The organism is Musicola keenii (genome assembly GCF_014855505.1).
Classification (GTDB): Bacteria; Pseudomonadota; Gammaproteobacteria; order Enterobacterales; family Enterobacteriaceae; genus Musicola; species Musicola paradisiaca.
Genome location: NZ_JAAWVW010000005.1, coordinates 237,226 through 254,048, shown reverse-complemented (window position 1 = coordinate 254,048; position 16,823 = coordinate 237,226). Strand labels below are relative to the sequence as shown.

Annotated in this window: 15 protein-coding genes; 1 reads left to right on the top strand and 14 read right to left on the bottom strand. The window is 55.6% G+C overall.

Annotated features, from left to right (window positions below; genetic code table 11):
• Positions 1–27 precede the first annotated feature (27 nt).
• The 8 genes from hypA to HEP82_RS07560 form a co-directional block, all read right to left on the bottom strand.
• Positions 28–369, bottom strand: a complete 342-nt coding sequence (gene hypA, locus HEP82_RS07595) for a hydrogenase maturation nickel metallochaperone HypA (protein WP_192457522.1) — start codon at positions 367–369, stop codon at positions 28–30.
• A gap of 1 nt (position 370) precedes the next feature.
• The gene (gene hybE, locus HEP82_RS07590; protein WP_192457559.1) at positions 371–850 is read right to left on the bottom strand and encodes a hydrogenase-2 assembly chaperone; all 480 of its coding nucleotides are present in this window, start codon (positions 848–850) and stop codon (positions 371–373) included.
• A gap of 73 nt (positions 851–923) precedes the next feature.
• Complete coding sequence (locus HEP82_RS07585) at positions 924–1,433, bottom strand: HyaD/HybD family hydrogenase maturation endopeptidase (RefSeq protein WP_192457521.1); 510 nt, start codon at positions 1,431–1,433, stop codon at positions 924–926.
• Entirely contained in the window at positions 1,433–3,139 is a 1,707-nt protein-coding gene (gene hybC / locus HEP82_RS07580; RefSeq protein WP_192457520.1) for a hydrogenase 2 large subunit, read from the bottom strand. Before hybC ends, HEP82_RS07585 begins: the two co-directional genes overlap by 1 nt.
• A complete protein-coding gene (gene hybB, locus HEP82_RS07575) occupies positions 3,117–4,316 on the bottom strand; it encodes a Ni/Fe-hydrogenase cytochrome b subunit (RefSeq protein ID WP_192457519.1) in 1,200 nt (399 codons plus the stop codon). Before hybB ends, hybC begins: the two co-directional genes overlap by 23 nt.
• Positions 4,303–5,319 (bottom strand): hydrogenase 2 operon protein HybA, encoded by a 1,017-nt coding sequence (gene hybA, locus HEP82_RS07570; protein ID WP_192457518.1) that lies wholly within the window; start codon positions 5,317–5,319, stop codon positions 4,303–4,305. Before hybA ends, hybB begins: the two co-directional genes overlap by 14 nt.
• 3 nt (positions 5,320–5,322) lie before the next feature.
• Positions 5,323–6,450 (bottom strand): hydrogenase 2 small subunit, encoded by a 1,128-nt coding sequence (hybO, locus tag HEP82_RS07565; protein ID WP_192457517.1) that lies wholly within the window; start codon positions 6,448–6,450, stop codon positions 5,323–5,325.
• A gap of 785 nt (positions 6,451–7,235) precedes the next feature.
• Positions 7,236–8,864 carry an ABC-F family ATPase gene (locus HEP82_RS07560; RefSeq protein WP_225622370.1) on the bottom strand — a complete coding sequence of 543 codons (1,629 nt, stop codon included), beginning with the start codon at positions 8,862–8,864 and terminating at the stop codon, positions 7,236–7,238.
• Between the two features lie 119 nt (positions 8,865–8,983).
• On the opposite strand from HEP82_RS07560, the gene HEP82_RS07555 reads away from it, so the two are divergent.
• Complete coding sequence (locus HEP82_RS07555) at positions 8,984–9,865, top strand: PhzF family phenazine biosynthesis protein (RefSeq protein ID WP_192457515.1); 882 nt, start codon at positions 8,984–8,986, stop codon at positions 9,863–9,865.
• Between the two features lie 609 nt (positions 9,866–10,474).
• On the opposite strand, the gene nuoN is transcribed toward HEP82_RS07555, so the two are convergent.
• The 6 genes from nuoN to nuoI all read right to left on the bottom strand — a co-directional run bounded on the left by nuoN (position 10,475) and on the right by nuoI (position 16,816).
• A complete protein-coding gene (gene nuoN, locus HEP82_RS07550; RefSeq protein WP_192457514.1) occupies positions 10,475–11,932 on the bottom strand; it encodes an NADH-quinone oxidoreductase subunit NuoN in 1,458 nt (485 codons plus the stop codon).
• Positions 11,933–11,938: 6 nt separating this feature from the next.
• Positions 11,939–13,474, bottom strand: a complete 1,536-nt coding sequence (nuoM, locus tag HEP82_RS07545) for an NADH-quinone oxidoreductase subunit M (protein WP_192457513.1) — start codon at positions 13,472–13,474, stop codon at positions 11,939–11,941.
• A gap of 97 nt (positions 13,475–13,571) precedes the next feature.
• Complete coding sequence (nuoL, locus tag HEP82_RS07540; RefSeq protein ID WP_192457512.1) at positions 13,572–15,422, bottom strand: NADH-quinone oxidoreductase subunit L; 1,851 nt, start codon at positions 15,420–15,422, stop codon at positions 13,572–13,574.
• Positions 15,419–15,721: an NADH-quinone oxidoreductase subunit NuoK gene (gene nuoK / locus HEP82_RS07535; protein WP_015854224.1), complete on the bottom strand. Its 303-nt coding sequence runs from the start codon at positions 15,719–15,721 to the stop codon at positions 15,419–15,421. The genes nuoL and nuoK overlap by 4 nt, the downstream gene beginning before the upstream one ends.
• Positions 15,718–16,263: an NADH-quinone oxidoreductase subunit J gene (gene nuoJ / locus HEP82_RS07530; protein WP_192457511.1), complete on the bottom strand. Its 546-nt coding sequence runs from the start codon at positions 16,261–16,263 to the stop codon at positions 15,718–15,720. Before nuoJ ends, nuoK begins: the two co-directional genes overlap by 4 nt.
• 10 nt (positions 16,264–16,273) lie before the next feature.
• The gene (nuoI, locus tag HEP82_RS07525) at positions 16,274–16,816 is read right to left on the bottom strand and encodes an NADH-quinone oxidoreductase subunit NuoI (protein ID WP_015854226.1); all 543 of its coding nucleotides are present in this window, start codon (positions 16,814–16,816) and stop codon (positions 16,274–16,276) included.
• Positions 16,817–16,823: the final 7 nt, after the last annotated feature.

The following is a 16,823-nucleotide window of genomic DNA, read 5'->3' as shown; positions in this document are numbered from 1 at the left end:
TGTTATCTGCGCCGCACGGGCGCAGCGTTATTCAATGGCAAGCTGCTTCAGTTGCAGGCTGTCGCCGCTCTCTACCCGCAGACAGTTGCTACCGCATTTCGGACAGCCGCCGTCATGGGCCGAAACCTCCACCGCGCAGCTGCAGGCCCAACACCAGGCCTGCGCCGGGCGCACGGCGATATGCAACTCACATCCCTCCGCCAGCGTTTGCCGACAGACGGACTCAAAACAAAAGCGCAGGGCACTCTCCTCAATGCAGGACAACGCGCCGATTTCCAGCCACACACCGGTGACTTTACTGGCGCCATGCTGGCGCGCCTGTTGCTCTATCAGTTCCAGCGCGTTATAGCACATGGAAATTTCATGCATGCTACTGACTCCGATAACGGCCGAACAGCGCTCGTCGGCCCGGGTTCTGCGGCGCGGCGGCATCCACCACCGGCAGAGACAACGCCATGCGCGCGCTCTGCTCCGCCAGTCGCACCGCCTGCTCCGCATCCAGCGCCGTATCCAGCGGCGACATCAGCGAACAGGTCAGGTACTGGCTGCCGTCGTCGGTCGCACCGACGATAAACCCGACTTCGCCACACGGCAGGCTCAGCGCCAGCTTGTCCGACACCGTTCTGCGCGGCCACTGCTGCTGCGGCCCCGGCAACACCACCAGGCTCATCATCCACGGCGTCAACAGACAACCGAACCACTGCTGTTCAAACAGGGTAAATCCGCAAGCCTGTACCGGAATGCCCGCGCGATAAAACGGCAGGGACTGCATCCGCTCCCGGGCAATGCGGGAAAACTCCGCCTCCAGCCAGGCCACTGGAGACTGATCATGCCCCATCACCAGAGGCATTTCTTTGCGCTCACCGGGTATTGTGGGCCGATCCTGCTCAGACGATGACGATAACATCGATGCCGAAGAGACATCAGTCACAGCTCACCTCCTGCGCTGCCGGTACCGGCATCACCGATACCGCGATGCCGCTTTGGCGCAACGCATCCAAAATCGCCAGCAACGCTTTTTCCAGTGCGCATTCCACCGTTTCCGTCAGACCGATACCGGACTCCAGCAACGCCGGTTCAACACCCACCAGCGTAAGCTGGCGGGGAAACTCGCCGGTCAGTTGCAGCGCCATCAGCACATCGGCCAAACCCAACTGGTGTGGGGACAACTTGCGGGTAAACAGTGCAGGCACTTCGCCGTCGCGTAGCACGCTGACGCTACCCGCCGGTTTGCCGGTCAGCACCGCGTCCGCCACGATCAGGTGATCGCGCCCGGCCATACTCTCCATCAGCTCCATACCGGACGTGCCGCCATCCAGAATATCGATGGCGGGCGTGAAGCAATAACGCCGCTCCAGTTCCTCTACCAACCGTACCCCTACCCCCTCATCCATGAGCAGAATATTGCCGATCCCCAACACCAGTATGTTCATTACAGCACCTTCACCCGAGTCACTTCGTTACCGCTAACCGTATCCACCACGTGCACCGCACAAGACATGCACGGATCGAACGAGTGAATGGTACGCACCACTTCCAGCGGCTTATGCGGATCCGCCACCGGCGTTCCCACCAGCGACTGTTCGTAAGGGCCCGGCTTGTCGTCGCCGTTACGCGGGCAGGACGTCCAGGTTGAAGGCACCACCGCCTGATAGTTGGTGATCTTGCCGTCTTTGAACACAATCCAGTGCGATAGCATGCCGCGTGGCATCTCGCCGAAACCGACGCCGCGAAACTCGGTATTTGGCGACAGATCCGGTTTGATAAAGGTCTGATGATCACCGTTGCCGATGTTAGTCACCAACGCCTGCCACTGTTGCGCCAGCGTATCTTTCAACACGCAGCAGTGCACGGTACGGCCGATGATGCGGCCCAGCGTGGAGTGCAGGTGTTTCTCTTCCAGTTGGCGTCCGCTCAGTGCCTGATAGGCGGCTTTGACCTGATTGAAATGCGCCAGCGTTCCCTGATGTTTAGCCGCCATACCGCACAACAGCCAGGCCAGTGGGCCGACTTCCACCGTCTTGCCGTAGAACGTCGGCGATTTCACCCACGAGTATTTGCCGTCTTCATGCCAGCCGGTGTATTTCGGACGGGTCAGCCCTTCCCACGGCGCCAGCGGCTGTTCATCCTGATACCAGGCATGTTTGCCGGTTTCACGGATCCCTTCGATCAGGAACTTGTCGCTATGGCTGGTGATCGGCCGGAATTTGGCCAGATCGCCGTTTTCCAGATAGCCGCCCGGCAGCAGGAAGCTGCCGCCCTTGTTGTCGGTGGGCAGTTCCGGCACGCTCAGATAGTGATCCGCGCCGCGTCCCAGCGTCAGCCACTGCGGGTAGTGCGCGGCAATGACGGCGCAATCCACCTTGTACACCTGCTCGATGAAATCGCCCAGACGGTCGATAAAGCTTTTCACGTACATCAACCGTTCCAGGTTGAGCACGCTGGGCGCGTCCAGATTGATCGGGTTGGCGACGCCGCCGACCGCCAGGTTCTGGATATGCGGCGTTTTACCGCCCAGAATGGCGACGATGCGGTTGGCGTCACGCTGGCATTCCAGCGCTTGCAGGTAGTGGGCGACGGCGATCAGGTTCACTTCCGGCGGCAACGACATCGCCGGGTGCCCCCAGTAACCGTTGGCGAAAATACCGAGTTGCCCGCTGGCCACCAGATCTTTCAGTTTCTGCTGCACCTTGGTGAATTCAGCCGCATTATTCAGCGGCCAATTCGACAGCCCTTTCAGCAAGTCGGCCGCTTTCTGCGGATCGGCTTTCAGTGCGGATGTCACGTCCACCCAGTCCAGTGCGGACAACTGATAGAAGTGCACGATATGGTCGTGGATACTGTGGGCGGCCAGAATCAGGTTACGAATGTATTGCGCGTTGACCGGAATGTTCAGGCCGAGCGCGTTTTCCACCGCACGCACCGACGCAATGGCGTGCACCGTGGTGCATACCCCGCAGATGCGCTGTACGATCATCCAGGCATCGCGCGGGTCGCGCCCTTTGACGATCTCCTCCATACCGCGCCACATGGTGCCGGAGGACCATGCTTTGGTCACTTTTCCGTTTTCAATTTCGCAATCAATGCGCAGATGCCCTTCAATACGGGTGATGGGATCAATGGTGATGCGTTGGCTCATGCTTTACCTCAGCCTGATGATGCTTATGTTCGCCGCCCAGCGCCGGCAGTACCGGCAACAGACGGATTAACAAGATGTAGGCGCAGATTTCGATTGCCACGAAACCGATGGAAATCAGAATTTCCTGTGCCTTGGGAAAATAGTGGTAGCCGCCGCCGGGGTTAAACGCCAGCAGAGAGTAGCTCAGACGCCATAGCGCCGCGCCCAGCAGCATGCTGACCGCAGCCAGGAACAGGCAGCGCGCATCGCGGCGGCCGTTCGGCAGGTGCAGCAACACCAGCGGGAAGACCATCAGAAACGCCTCACACCAAAAGGTGATGGCATAGCGATCGCCGGCAAACAGCAGCGCGGTTTTCTGATGCCAGACGATCTCGCCAAAGCGCAGCACCACGAACAGCAGCACCAGCACCTCGGTAAGACACGTCAGCTTGCGGAACAGCGATTGCTCGTCCGGGCCTCGCCCCTTCAACCCGGCCTGTACCAGCGAGCCTTCGAAGATGACGATGGAAAACCCCATGATAAAGGCAGTCAGCAGCGACAACAGCGGCAGCAATTCATAGCTCTGCCACAGCGGATGCACCTTGTAGCCGGCGGAGATCATCAGCGACCCCATCGAGGACTGGTGCATGGTCGGCAGCAGCGCGCCCAACGCGATGATGAAGAACATCACCTTGTTGAGACGTTTGAGCGACACATGCCAGCCAAAGCGCTCCAGCACCACCGGCGCAAATTCCAACGCCATCACGCCGATGTAGATGGTCATACACACTGCGGTTTCAAACAGCACCGAGTTGGTATTGAAATAGCCGGGAATGTAGAAATACGGCAGGTTCCAGTAACGACCGACGTCGATGGTGATCGACAGGCCGCCCAGCGAATAGCCGAACAAACTGGCCAGCAACGCCGGACGCACCAGCGGATGGTATTCGCCGCGGTTGAACACATACACCGCCCAGGCCAGCGCCCAGCCGCCGCAGGCAAACCCGGTGCCGACCAGCAAGTCGAAGGCGATCCAGATGCCCCACGGATAACCGCCGTTCAGATCCGCAACGGAACCGATCCCCAGAAACAGACGTTTCACGATCAGTATCGCGCAGATCGTCACGAACGGGGCCAGCAGCATGATGGGCCAGCTCACCAGCCGCCCTCCCAGCGGACTCGCTTTATGCGCCGTCATGATGATTCTCCTGTGATTCGTGCCCCTCTTCCCGCTCGGCGCGGGTATTGCGATGCACCAGCACCGACAGCCCGGCCAGCACCGCCAGCGGCAGCACCATCCCTTTGTAGAGCGTATGCTGGATATGTTCCGACCGGGCACCGGTAGACAGCTTGTCCAGCGTCGGCATATCCAGGTTTTGGTACGGCACCCCGGCCAACACCAGCACCTGCGTACCCCCCGCTTCCTCTTCGCCGTACACGTAACGTTCATAAGTGGGAACGGTGTGCAGATAGCTGTCGTTGCGGTCCAGCGTCTGACGCGGATAGGCGTATTCGTCGCCCGGCTTGAGCGTCAGGCGGCGTTTCGCTTCCGCCAGCAGCTGTTCGCGGGTGCCGTAAATCACCGCGCCGGTCGGGCAGACTTCCACGCACCCCGGCATGCCGCCCTTATCGAGACGTTCCAAACCGGGCTGGTTGCACAGTTCGCACTTGTGCAACTTGCCGAGCGGGTTTTCATAATCGTACTTGGGAACATTGAACGGGCAAGCCACCATGCAATAGCGACAACCGGTACAGATGCTGGCGTCGTAATGCACCACGCCGGTTTTCGGGTCTTTCTTCAACGCAGAAACCGGGCAGACCGAGACACAGTTGGGGTCGACGCAGTGCATGCACTGCTTCTTGATGTAGGCGTAACCGTTTTTGGCCTGATCCTTATTCTTGCCATCGCCATCGCTCCACACCTGGATGATGTTGTTGGTATAAGGGCTCAGTTTGTCGTTGTTGGACCAGGTCGCCGCACCGCCGCTGTAGACCGTGCTGTCCGGCTTGTAATCCAGCTGGTTAAGCTGCTGGCATTTGGTCACACACGCTTGGCACCCCACGCACAGCGTCGAATCGTACAGCATGCCGAGCGCACCGGGGATCGGCGGCCGGTTGGTGGCCTCCGCCTGACTGGTAAGCGGCGTACCCGCCAGCAGCGCTCCCGCGGACGCCAGCTTGAAAAAATTGCGTCTGTTCACGGCTTAGCCCTCCCGGGATGAGTTTCCGGCGTCCTGCTGTTTTTGCTGGCGCCCCAGCTCACGTACCGCCATCAGACTGACGCCGGCCACCGCACCCAGCACGCCGCCGATAAGCCCAGTTGCCGTCGCAGAACTGTTGCCGCCTTCAGGGCTGTTGACCGCGGGTTTCTCGACCCGAGGGGTCGGGTTTTCTACGTTCGCCAGTTGGAAAATGCCCTTGGTGAAACCGATATCTTTCTCGTTGCAGCCGTAGCACGGATGCCCGATCCCTACCGGCCAGATCCCGCCGCCGACGTCGCAAAACTCCAGCGTCGGGCAGTTGCCGTAGGTTTCCGGCCCCTTGCAGCCGAGGTGATACAGGCACCAGCCCTGACGATGCCCCTCATCACCGAACTCCTTGGCAAAGCGTCCAGCATCGAAGTGCGGACGACGTTCGCAGTTTTCGTGGATCAGACGAGCATAAGCGAAGGTCGGACGGTTCTGGCTGTCGAGCGCCGGTGCGCGGTTGTAGGTGATAACGTGCGCAACGGTGGCCAGGAAGTTGTGCGGGTTGGGCGGACAACCGGGAATATTGATGACGGTTTTGCCCGGCAGAATATCCTGCAGGCTTACCGCGCCGGTCGGGTTGACGCCGCTGGCCGGCACACCGCCCCAGGCAGAACAGGAACCGACGGCGATGATCGCGGCGGCATGCTCCGCTGCGGCACGAATATGCTCGACAATCGGCTTGCCGGCCACCATGCAGTAGATTCCGCCATCCTTCATCGGTATGGAACCATCCACCACCAGCACGAACTTGCCTTTGTACTGCTCAATCGCGCGGTGCTTGTTCTCCTCAGCCTGTTCGCCGAACGCAGCTGAAAGCACCTCGTGGTATTCCAGAGAGATGGTGTTTAACAGCAGATTCTCGATAGTCGGGTGCGTTGCGCGCAACAGAGATTCGGTACATCCCGTACACTCCTGGGCACCGATCCAGATGACCGGCGGACGTTGAGGCGAAGTCAGCGATTTCGCCATCTCCGCGGCGGCGGCATCCTTCAACCCCATGGTGGCGGCAAGTGCTGCACATAGCTTCATAAAATCACGGCGATTGAGGCCGTGATGGGAAAGCATCATATTTTCCCCACTCATTCTTTATTATTCTCCTGTAATAAAATCGGAGTAACACACCAGTGTGTGGGGAATAGGATAATGAGGAAGATAATTTAACCGACTTGATCTCCATCAAGAGCACGGGAAATAACCTCTCTATTTATATGCCTTCTGTGATATTCACCGCAGCCGTCGTTTTAAACGCGGCCATTATTGTGATCAAATGAGAAAATATCTCACTCATAGTAAGATAAATGGCTGTGGTGACTTAACGTTGCTTAATCGATTTAACTGTGACCTATATCTGTTATCACAAACATCAATATATTGATTTAAAAAGATTAATTTTAAATTTCCCTACTCTGAAAGTGATATTTCCCCTGCTTGATATTCCTCTGAATAATATCGATTAAGCAGAGCGGTTAATTTAAATACTTTACTTAAAAAAAACCGCGCGGGTTAACACTCCTGCATTTGTTAAAAATAGCCTGCCAGATTTTCTGGTAATAGCAGCGCGTTAATTTTTATTCCCCTGATAACGAAAAATTGAAATTCATTCTATTTCTTTCTTTGATGATATAAAAAAAAGCCGTCGTTTTATCGACGGCCCACCTAATAATCTTGCATATCTCTGACGATTATTCTGCGATGTCTTAATGTCATTACACATTATTCTACACCGCGCGTCATACTGATGATTATTACGATTTTCATAACATCGTTCACTCATCGATTATGCATCCATGCGATAAAAACGCCGTCAAAACGGCGTTTTTACCAATAATCCTGCAAAGCTCACCAACAATCCTGCAAAATATTGGCGCTTATTCGACGCCGCGGCTGCGCAGATAATCATCATAATTACCGCTGAAATCGATCACTTTGCCCGGCGTGATTTCCACAATCCGGGTTGCCAGCGAACTGACGAACTCCCGATCGTGGGAGACAAATAGCAGCGTCCCCTGATACAACTCCAGCGCCATATTCAACGATTCGATCGATTCCATATCCAGGTGGTTGGTCGGCTCGTCCATAATCAATACGTTCGGGCGTTGCATCATCAATTTGCCGAACAGCATACGGCCCTTTTCGCCGCCGGACAGCACGCTAACCTTTTTGCGGATGTCATCCTGCGAGAACAGCAGGCGCCCCAGCACGCTGCGCACCGCCTGCTCGTCGTCATTCTCCTGCTTCCACTGGCTCATCCAATCGAATACGGTCAGATCTTCTGCAAACTCATATTCGTGATCCTGCGCGTAATAACCGATGTGGGCGTTTTCGGCCCACTTCAGGCTGCCGGCATCCGGCTGCAGCTCACCGACCAGCGTTTTCATCAACGTCGATTTGCCGATACCGTTGGTGCCCAATACCGCCACTTTCTCACCGGCTTCCACCAGCATTTTGACCTGGCTGAACAGCAGGCCGTTATCGAACCCCTTGGTGATACCTTCCAGTTCCAATGCATTGCGGAACAGCTTCTTATCCTGTTCGAACCGAATGAACGGGTTCTGACGGCTGGAGGCTTTCACCTCTTCCAACTGGATTTTTTCTATTTGCCGGGCACGAGAAGTTGCCTGACGGGACTTGGAAGCATTCGCACTGAACCGGCTGACGAACGATTGCAGCTCGGCAATCTGCGCCTTCTTCTTGGCGTTATCCGCCAGCAGACGCTCACGCGCCTGTGTCGCTGCCGTCATATACTCATCATAGTTGCCGGGATAGACGCGCAGCTCGCCGTAGTCCAGATCCGCCATATGGGTGCACACCATATTCAGAAAGTGACGGTCATGGGAAATGATGATCATGGTACTGTTGCGCTCGTTCAGCACCTGCTCCAGCCAGCGGATGGTATCAATATCCAGGTTGTTGGTCGGTTCGTCCAACAGCAGAATATCGGGATTGGAGAACAGCGCCTGCGCCAGCAACACGCGCAGCTTCCAGCCGGGTGCGACTTCGCTCATTAGGCCATAGTGCTGCTCTAGCGGAATGCCTACCCCCAACAGGAGTTCTCCCGCCCGCGCTTCGGCACTATAGCCGTCCATTTCCCCGTACTGCACTTCCAAATCGGCAACACGATAGCCGTCCTCTTCGCTCATATCGCCGGAGGCATAAATACGATCGCGTTCTTCTTTTACCGCCCACAGTTCGGTATGCCCCATGATCACCGTGTCCAGCACTGTGTATTTTTCAAAGGCGAACTGATCCTGGCGCAATTTACCAATACGCTCGTTAGGGTCGAGAGCGACATTCCCGGCGGTCGGCGTCAGATCGCCGCCGAGGATCTTCATAAAAGTAGATTTACCGCACCCGTTGGCACCGATAAGGCCATAGCGATTACCGCCGCCAAATTTGACAGAGATGTTTTCAAACAACGGCTTACTGCCGAATTGAATCGTGATATTGTTAGTGGCTAGCACAGCACATTCTCGACTAAATTGTGATTTGGCGCGCATTATGCCACAGCTGGAAACGAGAATCCCGACCATATTTGTACAAATATTCACCAATAGCGCCCTATTCCATCCGCACCGCAATAGTCATCGCCGCCGAGAAACAACAACAGGAACACAAAATGTCACGACAACGAAAATTCAAACAGATTGACGTTTTCAGCAATCATCCCTGCCAGGGCAACCCGCTGGCGGTGATTTTGGAAGCGGATGGATTAACCGACAAGCAGCTGCAATCCATCGCCCGATGGACGAACTTGTCCGAAACCACCTTCGTACTGATGCCGGACGACCCTGCGGCAGACTATCGGGTAAGAATCTTCACACCCTCATCGGAAATTCCTTTCGCCGGACACCCGACACTAGGAACCGCCTATGCCTTATTAGAGGCAGGGCTAAAACCGCGCACTCCCGGGCAGCTTATCCAGCAGTGCGGCGTGGGACTGGTGCCGATCTCTATCCATCACGACGGTCAGTTGGCTTTCAGGGCGCCAGAGGCAGAATTGACAACTATCGATCCCGCTCATTCTCCGCTGATCGACCACGCGCTAGGCAGCCATGCCCGCGATGTGTCATTCCCACCAATCAATGTCAGCATGGGTATCCGCTGGCTGACCGTGCGTCTGCACAGTGCCCAGGCTTGCCTCGACGTCCGTCCAGATATCAGGCGACTAAAACAATTGTTCGACCACTGTCAGACTGATGGCATCGCGATTTATGGCCCGCATGCGACACCTGCCATCGCGGATTACGAAGTCCGTACATTTTTCATGCTGGACGATACCCTGATCGAAGACCCGGTAACTGGCAGCGCCAATGCCTGCATCGCTCAGGTCATACATCAATATCCGAGCCAACATCCTACAGCCAGACAGCACGGTTATCGGGTTCGCCAGGGCACGATGCTTCATAGGAACGGGCAGGTTCATGTCACCTGGATAGACGATCAACCGTGGATCGGCGGGTACAGCACTACGCTGATTGATGGCGTGATTAGGCTATAGCTGACGACGCGCTTTCATCACTTCCCTTCGCTCTTTCGACATTTTCAGCCAGGCGCGAGGCGCTCCATACGCTTCGCGCTTATTTTTATGTGATTTAAGTCACAAAAAACTTGTCTTCGGACAGCCAATTGATTACGCTAAAAACGTGACGAAAATCACATAAACTGTACATCGAGAGGTCATCATGCGCGTATTTCGCAACGTCAGCAATCTGTTCAAGAAACTGGGTAATGTGTATGTCAGCTACTGTGAACGTATCGGTTCCATCATCAGCCCATTCTGATAACCGTAACCTGATTTAAAAAACCGCCACTACACAAGGCGGTTTTTTATTACCTGAAGATTATCTCGCGTCACACACCATTCATTATCCGGTCGAAACTCTCCATCTTTCGACATTTCCCGTTTTCTCTCTGCCACCGAACGTTGCCGTCGCTTCGCCCATTAATGCAAAAAAACATTGCGCATAAAAATGCCAGGCATGATTTCAACAACGCTCGCATCAGCCTGCGGGGGAAGGGGCACGCCATAGCAAAAACACCCCGCATCGGGATGGCGCCATAAAAAAACCGCGGTCAGTGCCGCGGCTTTTCAACCTTCAAATGTCGGTTACATCAGTGGCTGCGCCAGTTGCACCAACGTAATTAACGGCTGTGGGTAGATCCCCAAAATCAACACTAATACCGAAGAAATCAGTACCACCACACCACCCGCCGTTAGTGCCCAGTTGCTTGGCGTATCGCGTTTCAGCGTTTGCGGCGCGGTCAGATACAGGCTAACCATCACACGTAGATAGTAATAAAGGCCGATAGCGCTACCCACCACCACCGCTGCCGTCAGCCACCACAGGTGCGCGTTGACGCCAACCGCCAGCACATAGAATTTCCCGAAGAAGCCTAGCGTCATCGGAATACCCGCCAGGGAAAGCATCATCACCGTCATCACCGCAGACAGAATCGGCTTGTGCCAGAACAGGCCGCGGTAGGAGAACAATGAATCAGCATCAGGGCCGCTGTACGGGCTGGACATCAGGCTGACGACGCCGAATGCGCCCAGACTGCTAAACAGATAGCCGGTCAGATAGACGCCGATAGTTTCCAACGCCAGCTGATGCGACTGCACAGCGATCAATGCCACCAACAAATACCCTAGATGCGCAATGGACGAATACCCCAGCAGGCGTTTGATATTGCTCTGTGCGACCGCCATCAAATTACCGAACAAAATAGAGGCAAACGCAATAATACCCAATGCAGTACGTACTGATCCGCTATCCACCATCGGCGCATACAGGAACAAACGCATCACAGCACCGAAAATGGCGATCTTACTGGCCGTCGCCAGGAAAGTGGAAACCGGCGCCGGCGCCCCCTGATACACATCAGGCGTCCATAAGTGGAACGGTACCAACGACAGTTTGAAGCCCAGCCCAACTACCATCATCCCTAGGCCTGCCAGCAACAGCGGCGTATGGATTTGGTGATCACTCAGACTTTTACCCAGACTGGCGAAGCTCAGACTACCGGAATCCGCGTAAACCAGCGCCATACCAAACAGCAGGAAGGAAGACGCTCCCGCAGACAACAGCATGTACTTGATGCCGGCCTCCAGTGAGCGTTTCTGACGGAAGGCATACCCTACCAGACCGAATAACGGCAGAGAGATCAGCTCGATACCGATGAACAACGCCATCAGATGATTGGCGCAGGCCAGCAAGATGCCCCCCATGGCGGCAATCAACACCAGCAGATAGAACTCGTCTTTATTATCTGGATACCCTTCCAGCCACGGATAGGCGAACGTACTGGTCGCCAGGCTGGCAGCCAGTACCAACCCGGTATAGAACATCGAGAACCCGTCCACACGCAGCAACGGAGTAACGTCCGTCGTGCCGGCCTGGCTCACCAGATACAGCGAAAGCAGCGCGATGTTCAGACCAATGACCGTCAGTGTCGCATTGACGAAATGGTTGCGTCGCCACGCAATGCACAGCATCACAACCACCACCGTCAATCCGACGATTAACAGCGGCGAGAGCGCGATCAATTGTTGAAGAGTTATTGTCATGGCGAATTACAGCCCTGTCGTTGAAATTGTTGAACCCTGAATCGATGACGTAAACCATTGTTGGATATTGGTCATCGCCGCACTGGAGGTATCCAGAATCGGCTGCGGATACACACCCAGCAGCACCAACAGAACAACCAGCAGCAGAATGAGCGACAGCTCACGGGGTGACATGCCCGCCAACGCTTCATCCGATTTGGGTGCGCCATAAAACGCGCGCTGCATCATGATCAGCGAATAAACGGAGGCAAATACCAGCCCAAAAGTGGAAACCACCGTGATCACCGGAACGATCTGGTAACTGCCGAACAGAATCATGAATTCGCCGACAAAGTTGCCTGTGCCCGGCATACCTAACGTTGCGACGGCAAAGAACAGCGACAGCGCCGGCAGATAACGAATTCTGCTCCACAGCCCCCCCATCTGACGCATATCGCGCGTGTGCAGGCGTTCATAAAGCTGGCCGCAGATAATGAACATACCGGCGGCGGACAGGCCGTGTGCAATCATCTGCACCACCGCGCCCTGATAGGCCAGTTGATTGCCGGTATAGATGGCAATCATCACAAACCCCATATGGGATACCGAGGTATAGGCGATCAGGCGTTTGATATCCGTCTGTTTGAATGCCATCCAGGCACCGTAGAAAATACCGATGACGCCAAACCACATCGCCACCGGCGCAAACGCATGAGACGCATTTGGGAACAGCGGCAGACTGAAACGCAGCAGGCCGTAGGCCGCCGTTTTCAGCAGAATACCGGCCAAGTCCACGGAGCCAGCCGTCGGCGCCTGACTATGGGCATCCGGCAGCCAGCCGTGCAGTGGCACCAGCGGCATTTTTACTGCGAAAGCGACGAAGAAGCCCAGCATCAGCGCATATTCAAGCCCGAACGACATCGGCGTTTTCAACAGCTGCTGATAATCGAACGACCATTCGCCGGTAGCGTTGTGATGCACGAACACCAGCGCCAGAATGGAGATCAACATCACCAGGCCGCTGGCCTGCGTATAAATAAAGAACTTGGTGGCCGCCGCAATACGGGTTTTCCCATCCGATCCTTTGTGACCCCAGAGTGCGATCAAGAAGTACATCGGCACCAACATCATTTCCCAGAAGAAGAAGAACAGGAACATGTCGATAGCCAGGAATACGCCGATAACACCGCCCAAGATCCACAACAGATTCAGGTGGAAAAAGCCCTGATAACGCTGGATTTCATTCCAGGAACAGAGAATAGCCAACACACCCAGCAGACCGGTCAGCACCACCATCAACAGCGATAGCCCATCCAGCGCCAGATGAATAGAGATACCAAAGCGCGGTATCCATGGCAGGTTGTACTCCGATTGCCATTGGGGCAACCCCGACGGCGTACTCAGTGAGAAACCGCCCTGCAGCCACAACTGCAACGACAGCACCAGTGTCAGCCCCATGGAGATCAGCGCAATCCAGCGCGGCACCCGCGTGCCAAAACGCTCGAGCTGCCAACACAGCAGGCCGCCGATGAAGGGGAGAAGAATCAGCCAAGGTAGTAGCATGGCGTTTTGTGTCCCTAAATTAAAGAAAACGAAAAACTTGCTGCCTGCGGAGGCTACCCAATGTGGCCTCGCCTCCGCCCCTCTGCGTTACCGAAACCTATACCAGCAACAGCAGCGCCAGCACCACCACGGCACCGACACCCATTGAGGCAACATACCAGCGCAATTGACCGTTCTCGCTGACAAGCAAAGCACGGTTGCCCCAGCGAACCAGTATGGCTGGAATATTCATCAGCGCATTCAACGGGTCTCGCTGCAACAGCGTCGCGATAGCCAGATACGGTTTGACAAAAATTTTGTCGTACAGCCAGTCAAAGCCCCAGGCATGGAACCACCAGGTGGAGAAGAAACGCCCTGGGGCACTGGCGGCAACCGCGTTGACCGTTTGGCGTTTGCCAAGCCACAGCGCGGCGGCCAGCAGAATACCGACGACAGCCACTGCACCGGAGGCAATTTCCAGCGTCATAACCTGACCATGCGCCAACTCAGTAGTCGCAGGCAGAACGCCATGCAAAGGAGGCACAATCATGGCGCCCACAAAGGTGGACAGCACCATCAGCACCAGCAGCGGCAGGTGATGCGAGATCCCCTTGCCGGCGTGAGCCTTGGTTTTTTCTTCGCCATGGAACACGATAAAAATCATCCGGAAGGTATAGAGCGACGTCATGAACGCCCCGGCCAGACCGGCGACCACCAGATTAAGATGACCGTTGGCCCAGGCGCCGGCCAGAATCTCATCCTTACTGAAGAAACCAGCCGTCACCAGCGGCAGCGCCGCCAGCGCCGAACCGCCGACCAGGAAGCACACATACACCAACGGAATCGTCTTACGTAAACCGCCCATCTTGAAGATGTTCTGTTCATGGTGACAGGCCAGAATTACCGAGCCGGATGACAGGAACAACAGCGCCTTGAAGAATGCATGGGTCATCAGATGGAAAATCGCCGCATCCCACGCCTGAACACCCAACGCCAGAAACATGTAACCGATCTGGCTCATGGTGGAATACGCCAGCACACGCTTGATATCAGTCTGCACCAGCGCAGCGAAACCAGCCAACAACAGGGTTACAGCCCCAACGACACCCACCAGATTCAACACATCCGGCGCCATCAGGAACAGACCATGCGTGCGTGCTATCAAATATACGCCGGCAGTCACCATCGTCGCAGCATGGATCAGTGCGGAAACTGGAGTCGGGCCCGCCATCGCGTCGGCCAGCCAGGTCTGCAACGGCAACTGAGCCGATTTACCCACCGCACCGCCCAGTAACATCAGGGTTGCCCAAGTAATAACCGGCGACCCTTCGGCCAGACGCTGCGGCGCCAGCACCATCAGCTCGCGGAAGTTCAATGTCCCCAATTCGCGATACAGGATGAACAGCGCAAACGCCAGGAATACATCCCCTACACGGGTAACAATAAACGCTTTCATGGCCGCTGCACCATTTTTCGGATTGGTGTAGTAGAAGCCGATCAGCAGATAGCTGCACAGCCCCACCCCTTCCCAACCGAGATACATCAGCAGCAAGTTATCCGCCAGCACCAGCACCACCATGCTGGCGATGAACAGATTGGTGTAGGCAAAGAAACGGGAGTATCCCTCTTCACCACGCATATACCAGGATGCGAACAGGTGGATAAAGAAACCCACGCCCGTCACCACAGACAGCATCGTCAGCGACAGCCCATCCAGCGCCAGATTCACGCTGATATCAAACTTGCCGACCGTCATCCAGGTCCACAAATGCTGAGTGAAGAAAGTGACACCGCCTGCGTGCTGCTGACCGGCAAAATCCAGCGCCGCTTTACAAGCAACCAACGCAGCCAACCCGACCGAGCCCACACCAATGGCGGCGGACAGATTTTCCGACCAACGCCCACGGGAGAAAGCCAGCAATAAGAATCCGAGTAGCGGAAACAGAATAGTTAAATAGAGTAAGTTCATCCGCGCATCTCACTGACAGTGTCAATATTCAGGGTCTGACGACGACGGTAAAGCTGGAGCAACAGCGCCAGACCGATACTGGCCTCCGCTGCCGCCAGCGTGATAGCCAGAATGTACATCACCTGACCATCCGACTGGCCCCAGTAACTTCCGGCGACGACAAAGGCCAGCGCCGAAGCGTTGATCATGATTTCCAGGCTGATCAGCATGAACAGCAGGTTGCGACGAATCACCAGCCCGGTCAGCCCCAGCACGAAGAGAATGGCTGCCAGCAGCAGGCCATGTTGAAGCGGTATCATGCGCGTTCCTCCGTTGATTTTTTGTCATCTTTGGCAAGAACGTCACCACCGCGCTTATCTTCACGTCCGATGTGGAACGCCACCACCAGACCGGCCAGCAACAACATGGATGCCAACTCCACAGCCAGAACATACGGGCCGAACAGGCTGATGCCCACCGCCTTAGCGTCAATCATTCCGCCGGAGATATTCTGGCCGTTCAGGCTGAAGATCCCCTTGATAATGACACCCAGCAATACCAGCGACAGAATGCCCGGCCCGATCCACACACCAGGTTTCAACCAGGCTTTCTCCTGATCCACTACCGAGTGGCCGAGGTTCAGCATCATCACCACGAAGACAAACAGCACCATAATGGCGCCGGCATACACAATAATCTCCAACGCGCCGGCGAAATACGCACCGAGAGAGAAGAACACACCAGCCACCGCCAGTAACGAGATAATCAGATACAGTAATGCATGTACTGGATTGGTATGGGTAATGACACGCAATGTTGCCAGTACCGCAATAATCGCAGTCGCATAAAACGCGAATTCCATGCTTGGCTCCTTAGGGCAATAGGCCTTTGACATCAATGGGTTTGGCTTCGTTTTCAGCTTCGCCCTTGTCTTTACCATTGATCGCCATGCCTGCCATCCGGTAGAAGTTATATTCCGGATATTTACCCGGCCCCGAGATCAGTAGATCTTCTTTTTCATAAACCAGATCCTGGCGTTTGAATTCACCCATTTCAAAATCTGGCGTCAATTGAATCGCCGTTGTCGGGCAGGCTTCTTCACACATACCGCAGAAGATGCAGCGCGAAAAGTTGATGCGGAAAAACTCCGGATACCAGCGACCATCCTTCATTTCCGCCTTCTGCAGTGAAATACAGCCTACCGGACAGGCTACCGCACACAGGTTACAGGCAACACAACGTTCCTGACCGTCAGGATCGCGGGTCAGCACAATGCGCCCACGGAAACGCGGCGGTGGGTTTACCGGCTCTTCCGGATACATTTTGGTTTCGCGTTTTTTGAACGCATTAGAACCCACCATGCAGATACTGCGCACCTGGGTGCCGAAACCAATCAAAAGCTCTTTTAGTGTCATGGTTTAT

What these genes read in the sequence shown, in the direction of transcription:
- hypA (WP_192457522.1), bottom strand. Translation starts at nt 369, where the DNA reads ATGCATGAAATTTCCATGTGCTATAACGCGCTGGAACTGATAGAGCAA.
- hybE (WP_192457559.1), bottom strand. Translation starts at nt 850, where the DNA reads ATGCCTCTGGTGATGGGGCATGATCAGTCTCCAGTGGCCTGGCTGGAG.
- HEP82_RS07585 (WP_192457521.1), bottom strand. Translation starts at nt 1,433, where the DNA reads ATGAACATACTGGTGTTGGGGATCGGCAATATTCTGCTCATGGATGAG.
- hybC (WP_192457520.1), bottom strand. Translation starts at nt 3,139, where the DNA reads ATGAGCCAACGCATCACCATTGATCCCATCACCCGTATTGAAGGGCAT.
- hybB (WP_192457519.1), bottom strand. Translation starts at nt 4,316, where the DNA reads ATGACGGCGCATAAAGCGAGTCCGCTGGGAGGGCGGCTGGTGAGCTGG.
- hybO (WP_192457517.1), bottom strand. Translation starts at nt 6,450, where the DNA reads ATGAGTGGGGAAAATATGATGCTTTCCCATCACGGCCTCAATCGCCGT.
- HEP82_RS07560 (WP_225622370.1), bottom strand. Translation starts at nt 8,864, where the DNA reads ATGCGCGCCAAATCACAATTTAGTCGAGAATGTGCTGTGCTAGCCACT.
- HEP82_RS07555 (WP_192457515.1), top strand. Translation starts at nt 8,984, where the DNA reads ATGTCACGACAACGAAAATTCAAACAGATTGACGTTTTCAGCAATCAT.
- nuoN (WP_192457514.1), bottom strand. Translation starts at nt 11,932, where the DNA reads ATGACAATAACTCTTCAACAATTGATCGCGCTCTCGCCGCTGTTAATC.
- nuoM (WP_192457513.1), bottom strand. Translation starts at nt 13,474, where the DNA reads ATGCTACTACCTTGGCTGATTCTTCTCCCCTTCATCGGCGGCCTGCTG.
- nuoL (WP_192457512.1), bottom strand. Translation starts at nt 15,422, where the DNA reads ATGAACTTACTCTATTTAACTATTCTGTTTCCGCTACTCGGATTCTTA.
- nuoK (WP_015854224.1), bottom strand. Translation starts at nt 15,721, where the DNA reads ATGATACCGCTTCAACATGGCCTGCTGCTGGCAGCCATTCTCTTCGTG.
- nuoJ (WP_192457511.1), bottom strand. Translation starts at nt 16,263, where the DNA reads ATGGAATTCGCGTTTTATGCGACTGCGATTATTGCGGTACTGGCAACA.
- nuoI (WP_015854226.1), bottom strand. Translation starts at nt 16,816, where the DNA reads ATGACACTAAAAGAGCTTTTGATTGGTTTCGGCACCCAGGTGCGCAGT.